13 protein-coding genes are annotated in these 19,655 nt (G+C 44.1%); all 13 read left to right on the top strand.

Annotated features, from left to right (window positions below):
* Nucleotides 1-48: 48 nt before the first annotated feature.
* Entirely contained in the window at nt 49-915 is an 867-nt protein-coding gene (locus PLE34_RS14880; protein ID WP_324558217.1) for an alpha/beta hydrolase, read from the top strand.
* Between the two features lie 437 nt (nt 916-1,352).
* Nucleotides 1,353-4,637 carry a SusC/RagA family TonB-linked outer membrane protein gene (locus PLE34_RS14875; protein WP_324558215.1) on the top strand — a complete coding sequence of 1,095 codons (3,285 nt, stop codon included), beginning with the start codon at nt 1,353-1,355 and terminating at the stop codon, nt 4,635-4,637.
* 28 nt (nt 4,638-4,665) lie between these two features.
* Nucleotides 4,666-6,360: a RagB/SusD family nutrient uptake outer membrane protein gene (locus PLE34_RS14870; protein WP_324558214.1), complete on the top strand. Its 1,695-nt coding sequence runs from the start codon at nt 4,666-4,668 to the stop codon at nt 6,358-6,360.
* Between the two features lie 303 nt (nt 6,361-6,663).
* Nucleotides 6,664-9,030 (top strand): glycoside hydrolase family 3 N-terminal domain-containing protein, encoded by a 2,367-nt coding sequence (locus PLE34_RS14865; protein WP_324558212.1) that lies wholly within the window; start codon nt 6,664-6,666, stop codon nt 9,028-9,030.
* 68 nt (nt 9,031-9,098) lie between these two features.
* Nucleotides 9,099-10,538, top strand: coding sequence for a sulfatase family protein (locus PLE34_RS14860; RefSeq protein ID WP_324558211.1), 1,440 nt, complete (start codon nt 9,099-9,101; stop codon nt 10,536-10,538).
* 44 nt (nt 10,539-10,582) lie between these two features.
* Entirely contained in the window at nt 10,583-12,721 is a 2,139-nt protein-coding gene (locus PLE34_RS14855) for a glycoside hydrolase 5 family protein (protein WP_324558210.1), read from the top strand.
* Nucleotides 12,722-12,926: 205 nt separating this feature from the next.
* Nucleotides 12,927-14,096: a M24 family metallopeptidase gene (locus PLE34_RS14850; RefSeq protein WP_324558208.1), complete on the top strand. Its 1,170-nt coding sequence runs from the start codon at nt 12,927-12,929 to the stop codon at nt 14,094-14,096.
* A gap of 9 nt (nt 14,097-14,105) precedes the next feature.
* The gene (locus PLE34_RS14845) at nt 14,106-15,026 is read left to right on the top strand and encodes a polysaccharide deacetylase family protein (protein ID WP_324558206.1); all 921 of its coding nucleotides are present in this window, start codon (nt 14,106-14,108) and stop codon (nt 15,024-15,026) included.
* Between the two features lie 4 nt (nt 15,027-15,030).
* Nucleotides 15,031-15,351, top strand: a complete 321-nt coding sequence (rhaM, locus tag PLE34_RS14840; protein ID WP_324558205.1) for an L-rhamnose mutarotase — start codon at nt 15,031-15,033, stop codon at nt 15,349-15,351.
* A gap of 7 nt (nt 15,352-15,358) precedes the next feature.
* A complete protein-coding gene (locus PLE34_RS14835; RefSeq protein ID WP_324558203.1) occupies nt 15,359-16,303 on the top strand; it encodes a DUF6786 family protein in 945 nt (314 codons plus the stop codon).
* Nucleotides 16,304-16,494: 191 nt separating this feature from the next.
* On the top strand, nt 16,495-17,538 hold the full coding sequence (locus tag PLE34_RS14830) for an L-rhamnose/proton symporter RhaT (RefSeq protein WP_324558201.1): 1,044 nt from the start codon (nt 16,495-16,497) through the stop codon (nt 17,536-17,538).
* A 175-nt stretch (nt 17,539-17,713) separates the two neighbouring features.
* Nucleotides 17,714-18,349, top strand: coding sequence for an RNA polymerase sigma-70 factor (locus PLE34_RS14825; protein WP_324558200.1), 636 nt, complete (start codon nt 17,714-17,716; stop codon nt 18,347-18,349).
* A 70-nt stretch (nt 18,350-18,419) separates the two neighbouring features.
* Nucleotides 18,420-19,592 carry a FecR family protein gene (locus PLE34_RS14820; RefSeq protein ID WP_324558198.1) on the top strand — a complete coding sequence of 391 codons (1,173 nt, stop codon included), beginning with the start codon at nt 18,420-18,422 and terminating at the stop codon, nt 19,590-19,592.
* Nucleotides 19,593-19,655 lie beyond the last annotated feature (63 nt).

Here is a 19,655-nt window from a genome sequence, read left to right as displayed (position 1 = left end):
TTTTGCTTATTTCAACATAAACCTGACTTCCAAAAGTATTTATTCAGGATGGATACACTTAAAGATAACTGCCGGCTGGTAACTGCTGTAATGATCTGTGCTGTTTTCTGTTCCCAAAGCGGCATCAGTCAGGAAAAGATAGTGTATAAAATGATTGATTCGGTTTCTCTGTCGATGGAGATCTATACTCCAGAGCCGGGGCAGGGTGATCAGCCTGAGAAATACCCGGCAATTGTATTCTTCTTTGGCGGCGGTTGGAACATAGGCGATATTTCCCAATTCCGGCCGCACGCAAAATATTTTACAGAGAGGGGGATGGTAAGTGTTTTGGTGGAATACCGGGTTTCCTCCCGGAATAAATCCACGCCTTTTGAATCGCTGGAAGACGCGAAGTCTGCCATACGGTTCCTGCGTGCGAACGCAGAAAGATTTCACATTGATCCCGACCGGATTGTTGCATCCGGAGGATCCGCCGGTGGACAATTGGCAGCAGCAGCCGCTACCAGCAAAAAGTACAACGACAAAAATGATAATTTAAGCATTTCCGCCAGGCCCAACGCATTGGTGCTTTTTAATCCTGTTATTGATAATGGCCCCGGAGGATATGGATATGACAGGATAGGTGAAGAATACCTTAACTTTTCTCCTTTGCATAACCTGCGGCGGGGCGCTCCTCCAACGATTTTGTTCCTGGGAACCAAAGATGAAGCCATACCGGTAGAGACTGTGCAATACTATAAAAAAGTAATGGAGAAAATCGGGAGCCGTTGTGATTTGCATTTGTATGAGGGGCAAACACATGGATTTTTTAATTTTAAATGGACCAAATATTATAAGAAAACGGTGTTGGAAGCAGACAAATTCCTTATCTCTATCGGATTTTTAAAAGGTGCTCCAACCATCCTGGATCAGTAAAATGTTTCTTGTTACACCGGGAAAAACAGTCTCCCTATAAAACTGGCACAGCTTTACACTGCATTGTCCTGGCAACTCCTTTACACTGTTTGCTTAAAAAAACTACAAAGCATCTGTTGATCTCAAAGCTGATCCTTTGTTGAAGCACACCGCCTTCAATGTGATCATAGCCATAATGGTCGCCTCAAAAAAGACGCTGTCAACTTTCATTATGTTATCAGGGGAACAAGCGTGCAACCTGTCCCGGAGCAGGGAAAGGCATCTATCTCCATTATATAAAAGTGCAAAGGCAATTTTATGCAAACAGAGTGTCATGATTTGAATTTACAGTCGTTTTTTAAATTTTTCTATGAAAGTACATTTACTGGTAAATAGAGGCACTCTAGCCAAAAACCACACAGGTGATCATTCAATCTACTCATCAAAACTTCAGAATTATGGGAAAAGACAAGTATTCCAAAACGTCTGTTATTCTTTCAACCCGGAAATTTTTTATTCGCCGGATACTCTTTTTGGCTTTTTTAATTTGTTTAAAAGTCTCCGTAAATGCACAGGATATTACTGTCAGCGGAACGGTAACGGCCAATACATCAGGCGAACCTTTAACCGGCGTATCTGTAAAGATAAAAGGCACTGCTATCGGCGTATCTACCGATAAAAACGGACAGTTCTCGATAAAGACACCTCAGAACGGGATCCTGGTTATTACTCACGTCGGCTATGAAACTTTAGATATACCCGTGAATAACCGGGAAACGATTGACATTTCTTTGACAAGCACCAGCACTTCTTTGGACGAAGTACTGGTAGTTGGATATGGAACCCAGAAAAAGGTGAACCTGACAGGGGCTGTAGATGTGATCTCAAATAAAAAAATAGAGAACCGGCAATCTCCAACGGTTTCTCAAATTTTACAGGGGCAGTCTCCGGGATTGGATTTTTCACTGGGAGATAATGGTCTTGAACCGGGGGCCTCAATGAAAATCAATATCCGGGGAATGGGTTCGGTAAATGGAGGAAGCCCGTATGTTGTCATTGACGGGTTCCCGGGAGAAATGGATCGCCTGAACCCAAATGATATTGAATCAATTTCAGTGCTAAAAGATGCTGCGGCATCGGCTATTTATGGTGCCAGGGCGCCGTTTGGTGTGATCCTGATCACTACGAAAAGCGGCAAAAGAAATGAAAAGTTATCCATCGCCTACGCAGGTAATATGTCGGTTAACAGCACAGCCAGACTGCCCAAGATGCTCGATTCTTACACATTTGCACGGGTCATTAATGAATTCGGGGTTAATGGCGGCGGACGTACTTATTCAAATGCGGCTATAGACCGGATCATCGCATATCAAAATGAGGACTGGGAGTATTTAAAACAATTTTACCCGGCAGGCGCAACCTATTACGAGTCCATGCCTTTGGCAAACGGTACATGGGGAAACAACCAGGATGCACATGCAAATTATGACTGGTATGATGAATATTATGGCAATAGTTTGAATCAGCAACATAACCTATCCGTAAAGGGAGGATCGAATAAACTTACTTACTATTTTTCATCGGGTTTTACCGGGCAGAACGGAGTGATCAACTATGGCACTGATTCATACAAAAGATACAATATAGCTGGTAAAGTGAAGGCAGCGATCACAGATTGGATGGATATCCGTTACGAAACCCGTTTTATGAAAAGTGTCAGGGAGTTCCCCAGTATGCCCGTAGGCATGCCTTATAATTATATGTTTTTTCACGTGATGAGAACGGTGCCAACCCAGGCTAAGTATAACGGTTTTGGTACTTATAGTATACAATCAAAAATCCCATTTGTAGAGGATGCGGGCACCAGCGAGCATACCACAACAGAAAACTGGCACATTCTGGCAACAGAGCTGCGGCCTGCTAAAGGATGGAAGATCTATGGCGAATTTGCGTATCAGTCTACAGGTATTGTTGAGTCTGACCGACAACTGGCTGTTTATACTAATTTAGTAGATGGCAGCTTATCCCCTTTTGCCGGTTCCCTTCCAAGCAGTATTACACAAAGCCATCATAACCTCTCCTATTGGACAACAAATATTTACACCTCCTATGATCTCAATGTGGGTAAACACAACATGTTGCTTATGGCAGGAACACAGTTTGAACTAAATCAAATTAACCAGCTTACCGCTTCCAAGACCAATTTAATCGTTCAATCAGTACCTTCTTTAGAAACGGCCAATGGAAGCTTATCAGCCGGTGAAAACCTGGAACATTGGGCAACCCAGGGATATTTTGGAAGGATAACGTATAATTTTAATGAAAAATACCTTTTCGAAGCCAATGCGAGGTATGATGGTACTTCAAGATTTAAAAAGGAGAACCGCTGGGGATTTTTCCCGTCTTTTTCCCTCGGATGGAATGTAAACAAAGAGGATTTCTGGAAAGGAATGGCGAATGTGGTGAACACCTTTAAGCTGAGAGGATCATGGGGGCAACTGGGTAATCAACAGGTGGCTTCCTACCAGGACCTGGCATTGATCCCCTTGCAATCGGGGCAATTGAACTGGCTGTTTAATTACGGCGCTGCAAGGCCGTTAGGCTATACCTCTACTCCAAGCCTGGTAAGCCCTGACCTGACCTGGGAAACCGCCACCACAAAAAATATCGGGTTGAATACAGGATTTCTGAACAACAGGTTACAACTTGACTTTGATGTATTTGAACGTGTTACAAAAAATATGATCGGACCTTCGGAGCCGCTTCCGGGGATACTGGGAGCATCTGTACCCAAATCTAATAATGCAACATTAAGAACGAGAGGATGGGAAGGTGCTATAAGATGGAACAGCGAGATCAAAAGATCGGGGCTGTCTTATTTTGTTTCCTTTAATATGGCTGATGCGCAATCTGTTGTACTGGATTATCTTAATCCTACCGGGATCGTTACGGATTGGTATGCCGGTAAAAAAGTGGGAGAAATATGGGGGTATACAGCCAATGAACTGTTCAGATCACAAGAGGATGTAAACAGCTATTTAAGCCGCACGGATCTGTCCTTTATTTATAATACCTGGAATCCGGGCGATTTGAAATACCTGGATACGAACGGCGACGGGAAAGTAAACAACGGTACCAATTCGATCAATAACCCCGGCGACATTTCGGTAATTGGAAATAATACGCCCAGGTATCAATATGGATTAAGCGCAGGATTTGAATATAAAGGCTTTGACTTTTCTTTTCTGATCAAAGGCACAGGGAAAAGAGATTATTTTGTTACCAGTAATACCACGGTTTCGAATTACGCTTACTGGGGCATCAATACCTGGTTGCACACAGGGCTTACAACCGAGCATCTGGATTATTTTCGCGATAAGCCCGGAGATGAATATACCGGGTTGTATGAGGGCGATGCAAATATTAACCTCGATGCTTTCTGGCCAAAAATGTATATACAGGCCGATCAGAATCATAAAAACAGGCAGCCTTCCTCCCGCTATTTACTGGATTTATCCTATGCCAGGTTACAGAACGTACAGTTGGGTTATAATCTGCCGCAGTCGCTTCTGAAGAAGCTCCGGATACAAAAAGTAAGGATGTATATCTCAGGTGAAAATTTATTAACAATCACCAACGCAATCAAACCAATAGACCCTGTTGCTCTGGGAACCAGCTTCACCTTGGGAGCTACTTATCGCACGGATAAAATGGTTTCCTTTGGAATAAACATTACATTATAAATGTTTAATGCTTTTTAAAACTACAGTTATGAAAAAACTAAAAATAGTTATACTCTTTTTTATATTTTGTGCATGTAAAAACGATTTTTTAGATCGTCCTCCTTTGGATCAGATTGGCATTGACAGTTATTGGAAAACAGCCAAGGATCTTGAAAATTATGTTATTCAATTCTATCCCACATTTCCTTCACATAGTTTTTGGCAATTTGGATATGGTTATTCAATCAAAAATGCAGATAATGCGATAGAAGGAACGCCTAACACCATATTAAATGGTGAGAGAGGAGTTACCGGAGGCCGGTGGACGAGCGAATGGTCGAATATCCGGGGAGTCAACATTTTTTTGGATAATTATCAGCAATGCAAAGATAATTTTGAATTATATAAACACTTTTTGGGGGAAGCTTATTTCTTCCGGGCATGGTACTATTTTGAATTGGTTAAAAAATATGGCGGTGTACCTTGGGTTTCAACGGAATTACTGCCCACCTCCGGGGAAGAATTAATGCGTCAACGCGACCCGAGAACGGTGGTTGTTGATTCGATATTGGCCGACCTGGATCATGCCATTGAAGTACTTTCCCTCAGATCAAAATATGGCAATAACCGGATCAGCAAAGAAGCTGCCCTGGCCTTTAAAACCAGGATTGCCCTTTATGAAGGAACATGGCAAAAATATCATGCGGGAACAGCTTTTGGGACCCAGGGTGCTAACGCCGGCAAGTATTTCCAGGCTTGTGTTAATGCAGCCGAAACGTTAATGAGTGGAAATTATCAGGTTGGCATTTATAACAATTATTATACGCTGTTTGGACTGGACAACATGTCTTCCGCAAATGAAATTTTGCTTTACAGGGCTTATAACATCAAAGATGGGGTGTCTAATGATGTTCAGTACCAGACCACCTTCCAACCTTTCGAAGTAGGCGTTACCTGGTCTTTGATCTCAAATTATCTAGACAAAAACGGGCAACCATACGATTATAGTGAGCTGGCGTCAACGACCAAAGGAAATGCCTTTTTAACGAAAATAGCACAGGATGTTGATCCCAGGTTTCATGCTACCGTATGGACACCCGGGGATGTGGTATCGGTAGCAAGGACGCAGTTTTTTGGAAAACCATCGGTTGACCAGGTAGGTGCATGGCTTAACCCAACCGGGTTCCAGTTAAAAAAATGTTCTAATCCCAATTCTCCGGGTGCAGGCTCTACAGGCGGAGGAAACAGCGAAACCGGTTATATTCTTTTTCGCTATGGAGAGGTTTTGTTAAACTATGCCGAAGCGTTGTATGAATTAAACGGAAATGTTGCCACTAACGCTTTGAATCAGTTACGTACAAGGGTCGGCATGCCGGGTTTTGTTGTTCATCCGCAGAGTTCGGATCCGAATTGGACAGACTATGGATATCCTGTTTCCGACGCATTGTATGAAATAAGAAGAGAAAGAAGGGTTGAGCTGGCGCTTGAGGGCTTCAGGGAAGATGATTATAAGCGGTGGGCAGCCCATGCGTTGTTCAAGGGAAAGCGGCCTAAGGGGTATCCTTTTGACCAAAATGAATTCCCGGCCTACCATCCCCCACTGGATGAAAAAGGCTTGATTGATTATTTTAAAAACTTTTTGCCGAATGGCTATCAATTCAAGGAGAACCGGGATTATTTAAGCTCGATACCGGCAGAAGAATTAAATTTAAATCCTAATTTAACGCAAAACCCGGGTTGGTAGTTATTGGCTGAATATTGGCATTTGCAGCAGTCGTTTACGTTTATGCTGAATACCCGGTGTATTGTTAACGAATTAAATTGTTATCATTTCCCTAATAACAGACGACTATCAGATCAAATATATGGAAACCCTATTCCGGGTAGATACTATCCCTATCCGGAATTTTTATACTATAAAAAATGAGAAAAAGAAGTTACAGGCAATATTCAATTAAGTAGTTTTTAACTGATCAAATTTTAGAAGCATTAATGATGTGTTCAAAGATAAATTGAAGAAGTTTATAATAAAGAAATTAAGAAGTCAATGAACAACAGACTGGTATATCTAATTGTAGTATTGTTTTCATCGGGCACCCTATTTTTAAGCCCCTTAAGCGCTCAGATATTGCCCTATAGAAATTCTGCTTTGAAGGTAGAGGACCGGGTAAATGACTTATTAAGCCGGATGACCATTGAGGAGAAAGTCAGGCAAATGTTGAAACTTGACCTCGCTGATCTTAAACAGGACGAAAAAGGAAACATTACCAGGGAATCGTTAGAAAAATTATTTCAGGGTGAGAGTATCGGTTGCCTTGATCCTGTGATTGCTGATATTGATCGTATTGCCCGTTTTTCAGAAGCTGCCGATCAGTATCTCAGGAAAAATACCCGGTTGGGGATCCCCGCCATCCAGGTAGACCTGGGAGGAATTCACGGGCAGTTGGCTCATGGCGCAACCAATTTTCCTCAATCAATCGGGCAGGGAAGCACATGGAATCCGGGCCTGATAAAAAAGATGGCAGAGGTTATTGCTTACGAAGCCGGTTTAACCGGGTGCGACCAACTCTTTGCCCCCTTGTTTGATGTAGGAAGAGATCCCCGGTACGGAAGGATTGAAGAATGCTTTGGGGAAGACCCCTACCTGGTTGCCGAAATGGGGAAGGCGTTCGTAATCGGGTTACAGGGCGATCCAAAAATAACAAAAGCATATATCCCTGAAGGCCATCTGATCAGTACGGCAAAACACTATGTGGCGTATAGCACTCCCTCTGCCGGAATAAACATTGCACCTGTTGAAGTGGGTCCAAGAGATTTGCGGTCACTTCATTTATATCCCTTTGAAAAAGCGGTCAGGGAGGCAAATGTATATGCTGTAATGCCCGCATACAATGAAGTAAACGGTATTCCTGTTCACGCAAACGGGTACCTGCTGAAAGATATACTGCGGAAAGAATATGGCTTTAAAGGGTATGTCTTTGCAGATTACGGCGCAGTGAGCATGTTACAAACCTTCCACAAGATCACCGGCAGCAAAAAAGAAGCGGCCATACTGGCTCTTAAAGCAGGGGTTGACCAGGAAGGTGCTGATTACGCTTATTCAGAGTTGATCGCACTGGCAAAAAATGATAAAGAAATTGCGGGATTGGTGGACGAAGCAGTAAAAAATATTCTTACGGTTAAGTTCAGGGCAGGGTTGTTTGACAAGCCATATTTTGTACCTAAAAGACTATCAGATCTTGTTCATACAAAGGCATCGGTCAGGCTCGCCCGTGAAATTGCTGAAGAATCTGTTGTATTGCTAAAAAACCAGGATAATTTATTACCGCTCAGGCTTCCGCAGCTAAAATCAATTGCTGTTATCGGTCCCAATGCAAACCAGGTGCAATACGGAGATTACAGCATTTCAAAAGAGAACTCCACCGGTGTTACTGTTCTCGAAGGCATAAAAAATATTACAAAAGGTAAGATCAGGGTGAACTATGCCAGGGGTTGCGGTATCACAAGCTTAGACAGCAGCGGCTTTAAAGAAGCGGTTGATGCGGCACAAAATAGTGATGTTGTTGTATTGGTGATTGGAGGATCGAGTATGTCTTTATCGGGTGTTGGATGGGGTGAACTGGCCGACCAGGGAGGATATCCAACCTGCGGGGAGGGATATGACAGGTCTGAATTAACGCCTCCGGGAATTCAACCTGAACTGATCCGGGCCATAAGTAAAACGGGCAAACCTGTTATACTGGTGATGGTCCATGGCCGGCCCTATAGTATCCCCTGGGAAAAGGAACACATTCCGGCTATTCTTGACGCCTGGTACCCGGGAGAAGAAGGGGGTAATGCCGTTGCCCGGATCCTATTCGGAGAAGTCGTCCCTTCAGGAAAACTTACCGTTTCTGTTCCCCGGAGTGCGGGGCATTTGCCTGTATTCTACAATTACAAACCTTCCGGAAGGGGAATTTACCACAAACCCGGTGCTCCAGGCAATCCGGGAAGGGATTATGTATTTTCACCCACCGATCCTTTATTTCCCTTTGGCTTTGGGTTAAGCTACACCCAATTTGAATATTCTGATCTGAAGATAAAGCAAAAAAGATGGAAAGAAACAGATACTATCGAATTAACGGTGCAGGTTAAAAATACCGGTTCTGTAGCGGGGAAAGAAGTAGTTCAGGTATATATAAATGATAAAATAAGCTCCGTAACAACTCCGGTTAAAGTACTGAAAGGGTTTAAAAAAATAGAGATACATCCATCAAAAACTGCCACGCTCAGTTTTTCAATTCCATGCAACGAGCTTGGTCTTTGGGATAAAGACATGAATTACACCATTGAACCCGGCGAGTTTGAAATTATGATCGGGGCGTCGGCGGAGGACATCAGACTAAAAGATACAATCCATATTACAAATACATAGGCAATTCCTAAGGTATTACCGGTATTAAAACCGCAAAAAGCTTTTCAATACTAAAACAAAACAGAACAATGAATATGTTGTTCCCGGTGAATCATTTTTTTTTGTTGGTGGGAATCCTTTCCACACTTTCTTTTGGGAATGCTTCAAAAAAAGCTGTAAAACAGCCTAACCTGCTTTTTATCTTCCCTGATCAATTTCGTGCCCAGGCAATGGGGATCATGAAAGAGGATCCTGTAAAAACCCCCTGTATCGACAAGTTGGCCGAAGAGGGTATCGTGTTTGTCAATGCGGTAAGCAACCGCCCGATATGCTCTCCCTACAGGGGAATGCTGATGACCGGGAAGTATTGCTTTTCAAATAATGTTTTGACAAACTGTAATACGAGCACCCGTAAGTTTCAAAATTTTTTACATGAAAATGAAACCTGTTTTCCCGATGTTTTGAAAAGTAACGGATATGCTTGCGGCTATATAGGAAAATGGCACCTTGATGCTCCGAAAGGACCGGATGTTGACGATTGGAGAAATAGTATATGGGACGCATACACACCGCCGGGGGAAAAAAGGCATGGCTTTGATTTCTGGCACGCTTACGGATGTTACAACGAACACCTCAACCCTTATTACTGGGTAAACGATTCGCCGGTAGAAGACACTTTGTTTGCCGGGAAATGGTCGCCGGAGCACGAAGCGGATGTGGCGGTAGACTTTATAGGGGCTAACACAGGTAAGCCCTGGGCTTTATTCATTTCGATGAATCCGCCCCACAGTCCGTACGATGCAGTTCCCGAAAAATATAAAAAAATATACAAAGATATCCCCGTTAAAAAGCTATTAAACAGGCCTAATGTCCCCGAGGGAGAACAAGGTGATGTTGCCCGGCAAAGTGTGGCCGATTATTTTGCCTGTGTAACGGGCGTGGACGAACAGATCGGACGGATATTGAAAGCACTGGAAGCCAGCGGGCAGGCAGAAAATACAATAGTGGTGTTCACTTCGGATCATGGTGAAATGATGGGAAGCCACGGGCTTATGGCCAAAGTAGTTCCTTACGAAGAATCATTCCGTATTCCTTTAGTGATCCGTTGGCCCGAAAAATTAAAACCTGGAACAAGCGATTTGCAAATCAGTGTGCCGGATATGATGCCTTCCCTCCTTTCTCTCATCGGACTTGAGCAACAAATACCCCCTGGTGTTGAAGGACAGGATCTGTCGGGATACTTCTTGGGCAAAAAGGCCGGAGCCCCTGAGTTTACGCTTTATCTGCTTTGTAACCCCTGGAACGCACTGGGGGGAATGCGGGGGTTGAGAAATGATCGTTACACATTTGTAATGCAACGGAATAATGAAGGCAAAGAAACAGGGGCCTTACTGTTCGATAACAAATCCGATCCTTTTCAACTGAAGAATATAGCAAGTGAACAGCCTGCGCTGGTTAATCAATTTAAAAAACAGGTTTTTGATAAAATAAAAAATATAAATGATCCATGGGTCATTTACGGCAACTAGCCGATCTGCAAATGCAATTCGATAACAATTTGAAATATGCGGATATGAATAAAAATATCAGTTACACCGATGTATCTGGATTTAATGATTGCAAAAAATTGTATGCCAGGGCGGCTTACTTTTTTATTTTTTTCCTGATGATGGCTTTTCATGTACAAGGACAGGGAGATTCGGTAAGTGCTAACAAAAATGCGCAAAGCCGGGAAAGAAAAACAATTCCTTATACCCTGCCCTGGGACGATATGCCTATTGACTTATCTTTTATTTATAAGAGTGAAAAACCTGCGGGAAAACATGGTTATTTAAAAGTAAAAGCTGATAAGTTCGTTTTTGAAGATGGTACAGAAGCAAGGTTTTGGGGGACGAATTTTAACAGTGCCCAGATCTTTCCGCCACACGAACACAGTAATAAAGTAGCAAAACGTTTGGCAAAGGTAGGGATCAATATTGTTCGGTTACACCAGATGGATGCGGAATGGTCTACCCCGAATATTTTTCAGTTTAACAAAGGAGAAAACAAACCAAACACTCAAAGTTTTGATCCCGAAAGTTTAGACCGCCTTGATTACCTGATCTATTGCCTGAAACAGGAAGGAATCTACATTTATATGGATTTGCTGACTTACAGGCGGTTTAAAACAGGTGATGATGTTGAAGCAGCTGATCAATTGGGTGATGCGGCCAAGCCCTATTCCACTTATAACAGAAAGTTGATCGAATTGCAGAAGCAATTCAATTACCACCTATGGACGCATATAAATCCTTATACAAAACTGGCCTATAAAGATGACCCGGCAATAGTGCTTACGGAAGTTACTAATGAAAATGATCTGTGGACACAAGCAGTGGCGCTCGAACCTTACAGAAGTGAGTTGGAAAAAACGTACAGGAGCTGGGCAGCTAAAAAAAAGATCAGGATAGATAAAGACAAAGTGCAATTTAACAACCACCAAAAAGATATTAATATCACTAATTTTTTCGTAGACATTACCAAAGCGTATTATAGAGAGATGATCCAACATATGCGGGAGATAGGTGTAAAAATACCTATTGCCGGAACCAACTGGACAAGGAACGCAGCTCATTTGTCTGCACAATTAGAAGGTGATTTTACGGACAGCCATACTTATACAGCAGGTGGTGCCGGATGGCGGGACAGAGATGGAGAATTCGGAAATAAGCCAAATATTGGCTCAACCAATAATTTATTGCCGGTTTTGGCATTTTACAGGGTGCAGGGTAAACCTTTCTTTATATCTGAATGGGACAACCCGTGGCCCAATGAATGGAGGGCGGAAAGTTCCGTTTTTTTGGCAGCGGCAGGATCTTTCCAGGGATGGGGTGGTTTTGCCATTCACACTTACAGATATTCTGCAGACGAAAATGTAGACATGATCGGTAAACCGATAACCGGCGGTTCTATTGGCGGAATATATTACAGGGGGGGAGTATTCGATACCTTTAATGACCCCGCTAAATTTGGACTGTTCTACCATGCGGCACTTATCATGAGAAGGGGGGATGTAAGGCCGGCAGAAAAAACTGTAAATATCAAATGGGACAATCCTTTTGCAGTTAGCGGAAAAGCCCTCCTGCTTGCGGCAGAAAAACACAGGGTGGAGAGCATTCTTCCGGGAATGCCCCCTGGAGGCGATAAATTAGTAACAGCTGATGCGACAGTTGTTAATGTAGAGGGCGGCGAAGTACTTTCAGACACATATGAACTTTACCGGAACTTAAATAGAAGGATTGGTTGGATAGATTCTCCGAATAGCAAGGTAGTTTATGGATTTGTAGGAGAAAATGGAATATTGTCACTAACTGATTTTAAAGTTGATGTAAAAACCGATTTTGCTACGATCGCCATTAGCTCGCTTACCAACGATCCTATTAAACGATCAACAAACATGCTACTGACGGCGATTGGCAGGGCTGAAAACACAGGCAGCCTGTATAATGATAATCGAACAAAGCAATTGAATCCCGGGCAGGGACCTATTCAGATAGATATTATTGAAGCAACAATCCAGATCAAAACAGATAAAAAAAACCTGCGCGTAATGTCTATTAATCCACAAGGATTCATAACCGGCTATATTCCATCCACGTATAAAGAAGGAGTTTTTAGTTTTGAAATTGGGAAGGAATTTCAATCCATGTATTATTTGATACAAAGCCTTTAGCCGGTTTTGAGAAGCAATTAAATAAGATTGACATTGCCAATGCTTGAGGAGCTTTTTAAAAAATATTGTGGGGTAGGAGATACACCTGTAATGCAGAAAGGAAAAAACACACTTCGACACCTCAGTGCCTGCACGCGAGACTAGGGTAACGGTAACGGGCACAGGCATTTTTTTAAACAATAAATAATCCTTTAAATAAAAAATCATGGCCTATTTAATTAAAGCGGAATCACAAGCCAGGATACATAAAGTACAGGAATTATTGGCGGCAAACAAGCTGGATATTGCCCTTGTTTATTATGATGAATTCAACATCGGCAATGGCTGGTATCTCACGGGCTGGTGCCCCCAGTTTGAAAGCGGTGCGGTGCTGGTGCCCGGGCAGGGCGAACCCATGATCTTGGGAGGACCCGAAAGCGAACCTTTCGCCAAACTGGACAGCATGATCACCGAGACCAGGAACTTTACCGTTTTTATGGTACCGGATGAAGAATATCCCAATGCCACGATCATTGATTTTAAAAAGTTATTTGAAGAGTTGACCGGCAGGCTGGGTAAAATCAAACGCGTTGGGCTGGTAGGTGCAGGACGAATGCCTGCCGCAGGTTACCAGCAGATAGTGGAAGGCTTCAGCGGGGTTGAGCTGGTGGACATCACCGATGCGTTTGTGCGGCTGCGTTATATAAAATCGGAATGGGAAAGACAGCAAATACGTGCCGCTTTTAAACTCGCCGATGCCGCCTATGATGCCATGAAAGCAAAAACAGCAAAAGGAGTATCCGAAATCGAGGTGGCGGCAGCAGGCGAATACGCCGTGAGAAGCCGCAGTGCCAGCGGCTTTGGATTTGGAACGATCGTGGGCAGCGGGGCGCGTTCCAATGCCGTGGTGCCTACAGCCAGTTCAAAATTATTGGAAGACGGAGAACTGGTAATGATCGGCATCTCTCCCAAAGTAAACGGGTACGCGGGTGTGGTGGGAGATGTGTTTGCTGTTTCGGGCAGCTATACCCAAAGACAGCAGGTCGCCATAGACCATCTTAAAGAGGCTTTCAGGCGCACTAAAGCAGGTCTGGCAGCAGGAAAGACCGGCAAGGAATTAGATGCTCCCGCAAGGGCCTATTTTGAGGAGCAGCAACTGTCGCAATACCTGGTCTGTCCCTTTGTGCACACCATTGGTCTGCACGAAGCAGAATCTCCTTTTTTCGGACCTCACAGCAATGATGTGCTGGAGCCGGGGATGATGATATGTGTTGACATCAGCTTTTTCGGACATCCCGAGTTCCATGGGTTACGTATTGAAACCGGCTACGAGGTTACAGCCGGTGGTGTCATTCCTTTAAGTCCCCGTATGGACGCTCATTTTCTGGATCATTAAAAAAGGACCATGAATCAATTGCAAAACGAAAATACAGCGCCATTTGATGTTGTGCTTGGCTTCGATATGGAAACCGATATCGGATCCTATACCACCTTTTATGATGGTGTGCAAAAAGGAACGGATCCTATCCTTGATATTTTGAAGAAGCACAATATCCCGGCAACTTTTTACTGGACAGGTCATGCGGCGATGCACAACCCGGAAATGGTAAAGAAAGTGAAAGGCGCCGGTCATGAAACAGGCTGTCACGGGTTGCTCCATGAAACCCTTGGGGATCCCATCTTTCCCTTGCCCAACAATTGGCCCATTCTTCCATATGAAGTGGAAGGAAGATTAAAGGATGCTACTAAGATTATCTCTGACATCACAGGCGAGCAACCGGTTAGTTTTCGCTGCCCCCGTTTGTGGGGCAGCACCCGGGTGGTGAATGTGCTGGAGTCGCTGGGCTATATTTCAGACGCGTCGTTACCGCTTTATTATTACGGCGAGCCTGTTGTTCCCTACCATCCTTCAGCGGATGACTGGACAAAAAAAGGAACCATGAACATTGTGGAGATCCCCAACTTCTGCGACCTGGAAATGAAAAGCAATGATCCCTATCAGCGCGACCGTGATCAATGGCCGCTCTTCAGAACAAAGTCTGCCGCTGCTGTAATGGAAAAAGCGGAAAGCTTCCTGCGCTATGTATCCGCTAAGGGAGAAAGACCTGTGCTCTGCTTTTATTTCCACCCCTGGGAGTTTTATCCCATGCCGCAGGGAGCAATGGATTTCGGGGAATGCATGGTCACCCCCTTACCTTTTATCGTAGAAAACTGCGGACCCGAAGCCATTACGCAGCTTGATGCCCTGTGTGGTTTATTACTTGACCGTGGGGGACGCTTTATAACCGCCGGAGCGCTGGCACGGGAATTCAAAGAAAACAAATGAACACATGACCAGGAAAGCTTTTGTAATTCATGCAAAAAAGGGAAAGATAGAGGAATATATCCGTCATCACAACCCCATATGGCCGGAACTAAAAGAAGTGCTCAAAGCGCATGGCGTGTTTAACTATTCCATTTTTTACAGGGAGGGATCACAACAACTTTTCGGCTACCTGGAGGTGGAAGATGAAGCGCTTGTTGAAAAGCTCGCCGAGCAGCAGGTATGCCGGCGCTGGTGGTTACTGATGACCTCGTTCCTGGAATGTGAAAATGAAAGCAGCACAAAAGCCAGGGAAGAAATGCTGACAGAAGTTTTCCACTTACAATAACTAAGCAATGCATATCAATGATCTGCTGGCAGCTTTTGATAAAGCCGGCAAAAGAACCCATTTTATTGGCAACCACACCGCAGGTGTGCTTGTTGCGCCGGATATGGAAGGGCGGCTTTTTACTGTTTGGAACGGGGAGGTGGTCAACCGGGTAAACTTAGATGCCATCCGTTTTCATAGCGACCAAAATACCTACCATAATCCCGGAGGGGATGTGTTATGGCCTGCACCGGAAGGAACCCTCATGGGCTACCAGTATCCTACCGGCAAATGGAGAGTGGCTCCGGGTATACGGTTTGCCCGCTACCAGGTGAAGCAAAGTGGAGAAGGCAGCGCCCTTGCAGAAGCGGAGATCGACCTCGTGAATAACAAGGGCATAGGGCTGGCTGCATTATTTGGAAGGGATATCCGGGTAGCCGGGGATGAAAATAAGCTTATCGTCAATGTAAAAGAGTCTATCACCTATATAGGAAAAGATATTTTACATTCTTCCGAAGCCATTATCGCGCCCTGGTCGCTATGCCAGTTTGATACGGATCACAGGGGAAAAGTAACCTTCCCCTGCAGTGATCCGGCGGAGTTGTGGGATCTGTACAGCGAAACCATTGCAGGTGAGTGCCTGCTGCGCAATGAAATGATGGAAGTGCCGGTAGACGGGAAGAAAAGATTCCAGGTAGGGTTGTCGCCTTCGGTTCCCTGGATCGCATTTCATCATGCTCAGCAGGGGTTGGTCGTAAAACGAACGGCGAAAAAAATTGATCCGGCTCATGCTTACATTGATATACGCGATGCGGATCCCGGATGTCAGCCAGATGCCCGTGGCGTTAAGTTCAGCATATACAATGATAATTCAGGATTTATGGAAATTGAAGCTGTAGGAGGGTGCCCCCAAATAATAGCGCCGGGAACGGTGCTGTCCTTAGAGGTGGAAACCAGCTATGGGCTAATATAAGATTCCAATTGATGATCTGTTCTCTAATACAAACTGCCACTGGATGCATTTCAAATTTTCGTATCGTGTGTTATCTCGTGGGCGGTGTCTTCACCGCCCACGGCAAACCCACACTGGCTGGTGTCTCACCAGCCAGCGACAATTGGAATGCACCCACTGCCACCTGCAATAACCGGCTGTAATATTTATTTATGGAGCAAATACTCGGCATTATTTACCATTCGATAGGAGGATTTTCTTCCGCAAGCTTTTATGTTCCCTATAATAGCGTGCGTAAATGGTCGTGGGGCACTTACTGGATCGTACTGGGGTTTGTGGCATGGATGATCATGCCCACCATCGGGGGACTGATTACCTCTCCGGCCTTATGGGAGATACTTTCCGCCAGTGCTTTCAGCGCTAAAGCCTGGACCTATATATATGGCTTCCTGTGGGGCTTTGGCGGATTGTTAGCCGGGCTGGGGTTACGATATCTTGGTCTTGCCCTGGGGCAATCCATTTGCCTGGGTGTTTCCGCTATTGTAGGCACCATCATTCCGGCGGTGATGCAGGATAAAATTGCACTGCTTTTTACTACTGCTTCCGGAGCGGTGATATTAACCGGGTTTATCATTTGCATAGCCGGTGTAGCCTGTTGCGGCTATGCCGGCATACTCAAAGACCGCATGCTTTCCGATGCCGATAAAAAAGCTTCCGTAAAAGAGTTTTCCGCATTCAAAGGGTTTATCATGGCGCTGATGGGCGGCGTATTAAGCGCCTGTATGGCCTTTGCTATAACAGCAGGGGCACCCATAGCCCGGCAGGCGGCACTAATGGGCACCGACTCGGTATTTGTGAACATTCCTATTTTCGTGCTGGCGCTTGCCGGCGGCTTCACTTCCAATCTTATCTATAATCTTATCACCAGTGTTAAAAACAAAACCTTTGGCGATTATACTATAAAGCCCCCAAAGACGCTTGCCCGCAATTATTTCCTTGCTTTCCTGAGTGGCTTGATGTGGTATGGTCAATTCTTTTTTTATGGGATGGGCGCTACCAAAATGGGACAGTATGATTTTGCCAGCTGGAGCATTCATATGGCTTCCATCATCATCTTCAGCAACCTGTGGGGTATAGTATTAAAAGAGTGGAAGGCGGTCAGCAAAAAAACACGGTTCTACCTCTGGCTGGGCATCATCGCTTTGATACTTTCCGTTGTGTTGATCGGGGCGGGTAATAATATGGCGGGTATTTGAGTAACAGGCGCATCGCTGGATATATGTTCGGGGATGTTACACGAAGTTAACGAACAACTTTCGTTCAGTTTTTCTTTAGGGCTGATTTAAACCTTCGTTGCAACAACTTGATCCGGGAACGCCGCCAACAAATAATTCCTAAGAATTCCATACAAAAGGCTATAAACATCTTACTATGGAAATAAACTTTTTTTCCTACCTTTCCAATCGCTTGTCGTTCAACTTGGAAAACTTATCACAATACGGATCTAAAGAACTCCTTGCTTTACTAAAACAGGATAGTTCGTCAGCCTTTACCCAAATCTATCTCAGATACTGGAAACAATTGTTTGCTATTGCCTATAACAGGTTAAAAGAAATAGAGACTGCCGAAGATATTGTACATGACGTATTTACGGCCTTGTGGGACAACAGGCATATTATTCAGATTGACACGCTCGAAAGTTATCTTGCCACTGCAACGAAGTATATGGTACTCGGCCGATTTCGTAAGTTGGAGAGGGAAAAAAGGTATAACAACCTTTATGTAGCGCCGGAACCGGGTATTTCTCCCGAATCCTCTTTGCACTACAAACGCATCCTGGAAATTGTAAAACGGCAAGTGGATAGCCTGCCGGAAAGATGCAGGCTGATCTTTATTTACAGCCGCAACGAAGGAATGTCGGCAAAGCAGATTGCCCAAAAGCTCAACATATCTCCTAAAACTGTTGAAAACCAGCTTACAAAAGCCATTAAGTCTATTAAAGCGGCTGCGAGGTCATTCACCATCAGTACTATACCTGCAATTTTCACAATTTTAATCACGGCATAAGTTTTTTTCTAAAACGAATAGGGGGAATATTACGTCCCGTACACTTACCTGGTATATCCTTAGTATATCTATGCCTATACCACAGCATATACAGCGTCTCATCGGGAAATACCTTGCAGGGGAGATCAGCAGGGAAGAATCAGCAATTCTTGACGAGTGGTATCTTTCTTTTAATGATCATGAAGTTGAAATTACTGCAACAGATAATCTTAATGAGGAAGTGATAAAGAACCGTATTCACAAAAGGCTTTTGGAAGATATCCTGCAAAAGCAGGCGTTACAGGTTACAAAGTCCAGACGGCGCCGGTATATACCTGCCGCAGCAGCAGCGCTCATTATTTTGGGTTTATCCTATTTTTTCTTTTTCAACTCCGGAAAGCCCGGATTTGCCCCAACCGGAATAACCAGTACAACTTCACCCAACAATGATATAGCACCGGGTGGTAATAAAGCGGTATTGATACTTGCTAATGGTTCATCTATTCCTCTCGACAGTATTTCCAATGGTATAATTTCAAAACAGGGAAACATTGACGTAAATAAAACGGCTAATGGGTTACTTTCTTACAGCATTAACAGTAAAGATATAACAGGAGACAATGCTGAACTTTATAATACCATTGCCACGCCCCGTGGCGGTCAATACCAGGTAACACTTTCTGATGGCACTAAAGTGTGGCTTAATGCCGGGTCTTCCATACATTTCCCCGTGGCTTTTGCGGGCAATGAAAGAAAGGTGGAAATAACCGGCGAGGCTTACTTTGAAGTGGTGAAGGACGAAACAAAACCCTTTAAGGTATTAACGGCTTCATCAGCAGTGGAAGTGCTGGGCACTCATTTTAACGTAAACGCCTATGATGACGAGGCATCGGTAAAAACCACGCTGCTGGAAGGAAAAGTAACGGTTTCTGGTAAGAACGAGATTCCTCACCTGCTGGCACCTGGCCAGCAATCGTCAGTAAGCAAGGAAGGAGAAATTTCAGTGACCGGTGATGTGAACATAGAAGATGTTATAGCCTGGAAAAACGGGCGTTTTCAATATACATCCGTCGATTTAAAATCGATACTCAGGCAGATTTCCCGCTGGTACAATGTTGATATTGAATATCGTGGTGACGTAAATCTTGACTTTACAGGCCAACTGCCCCGTAGTGCAACCGTATCAAAAGTGTTTGAGAAACTGGAGATGACAGGCGAAGTACATTTCAGGATTGAAGGAAGAAAAATCATTGTTTCACCTTAAAATGATAGAAATGCCCAACTGCTTTTTTGTACGGGATGGATAAGGGTAAAACTGTTTCAAATA

Origin of the sequence: Agriterribacter sp., from assembly GCF_035445465.1 — a bacterium.
Taxonomy (GTDB): domain Bacteria; phylum Bacteroidota; class Bacteroidia; order Chitinophagales; family Chitinophagaceae; genus Agriterribacter.
The sequence above is the reverse complement of the archived record's forward strand: the minus strand, read 5'-3'. Positions and strand labels throughout refer to the sequence as shown.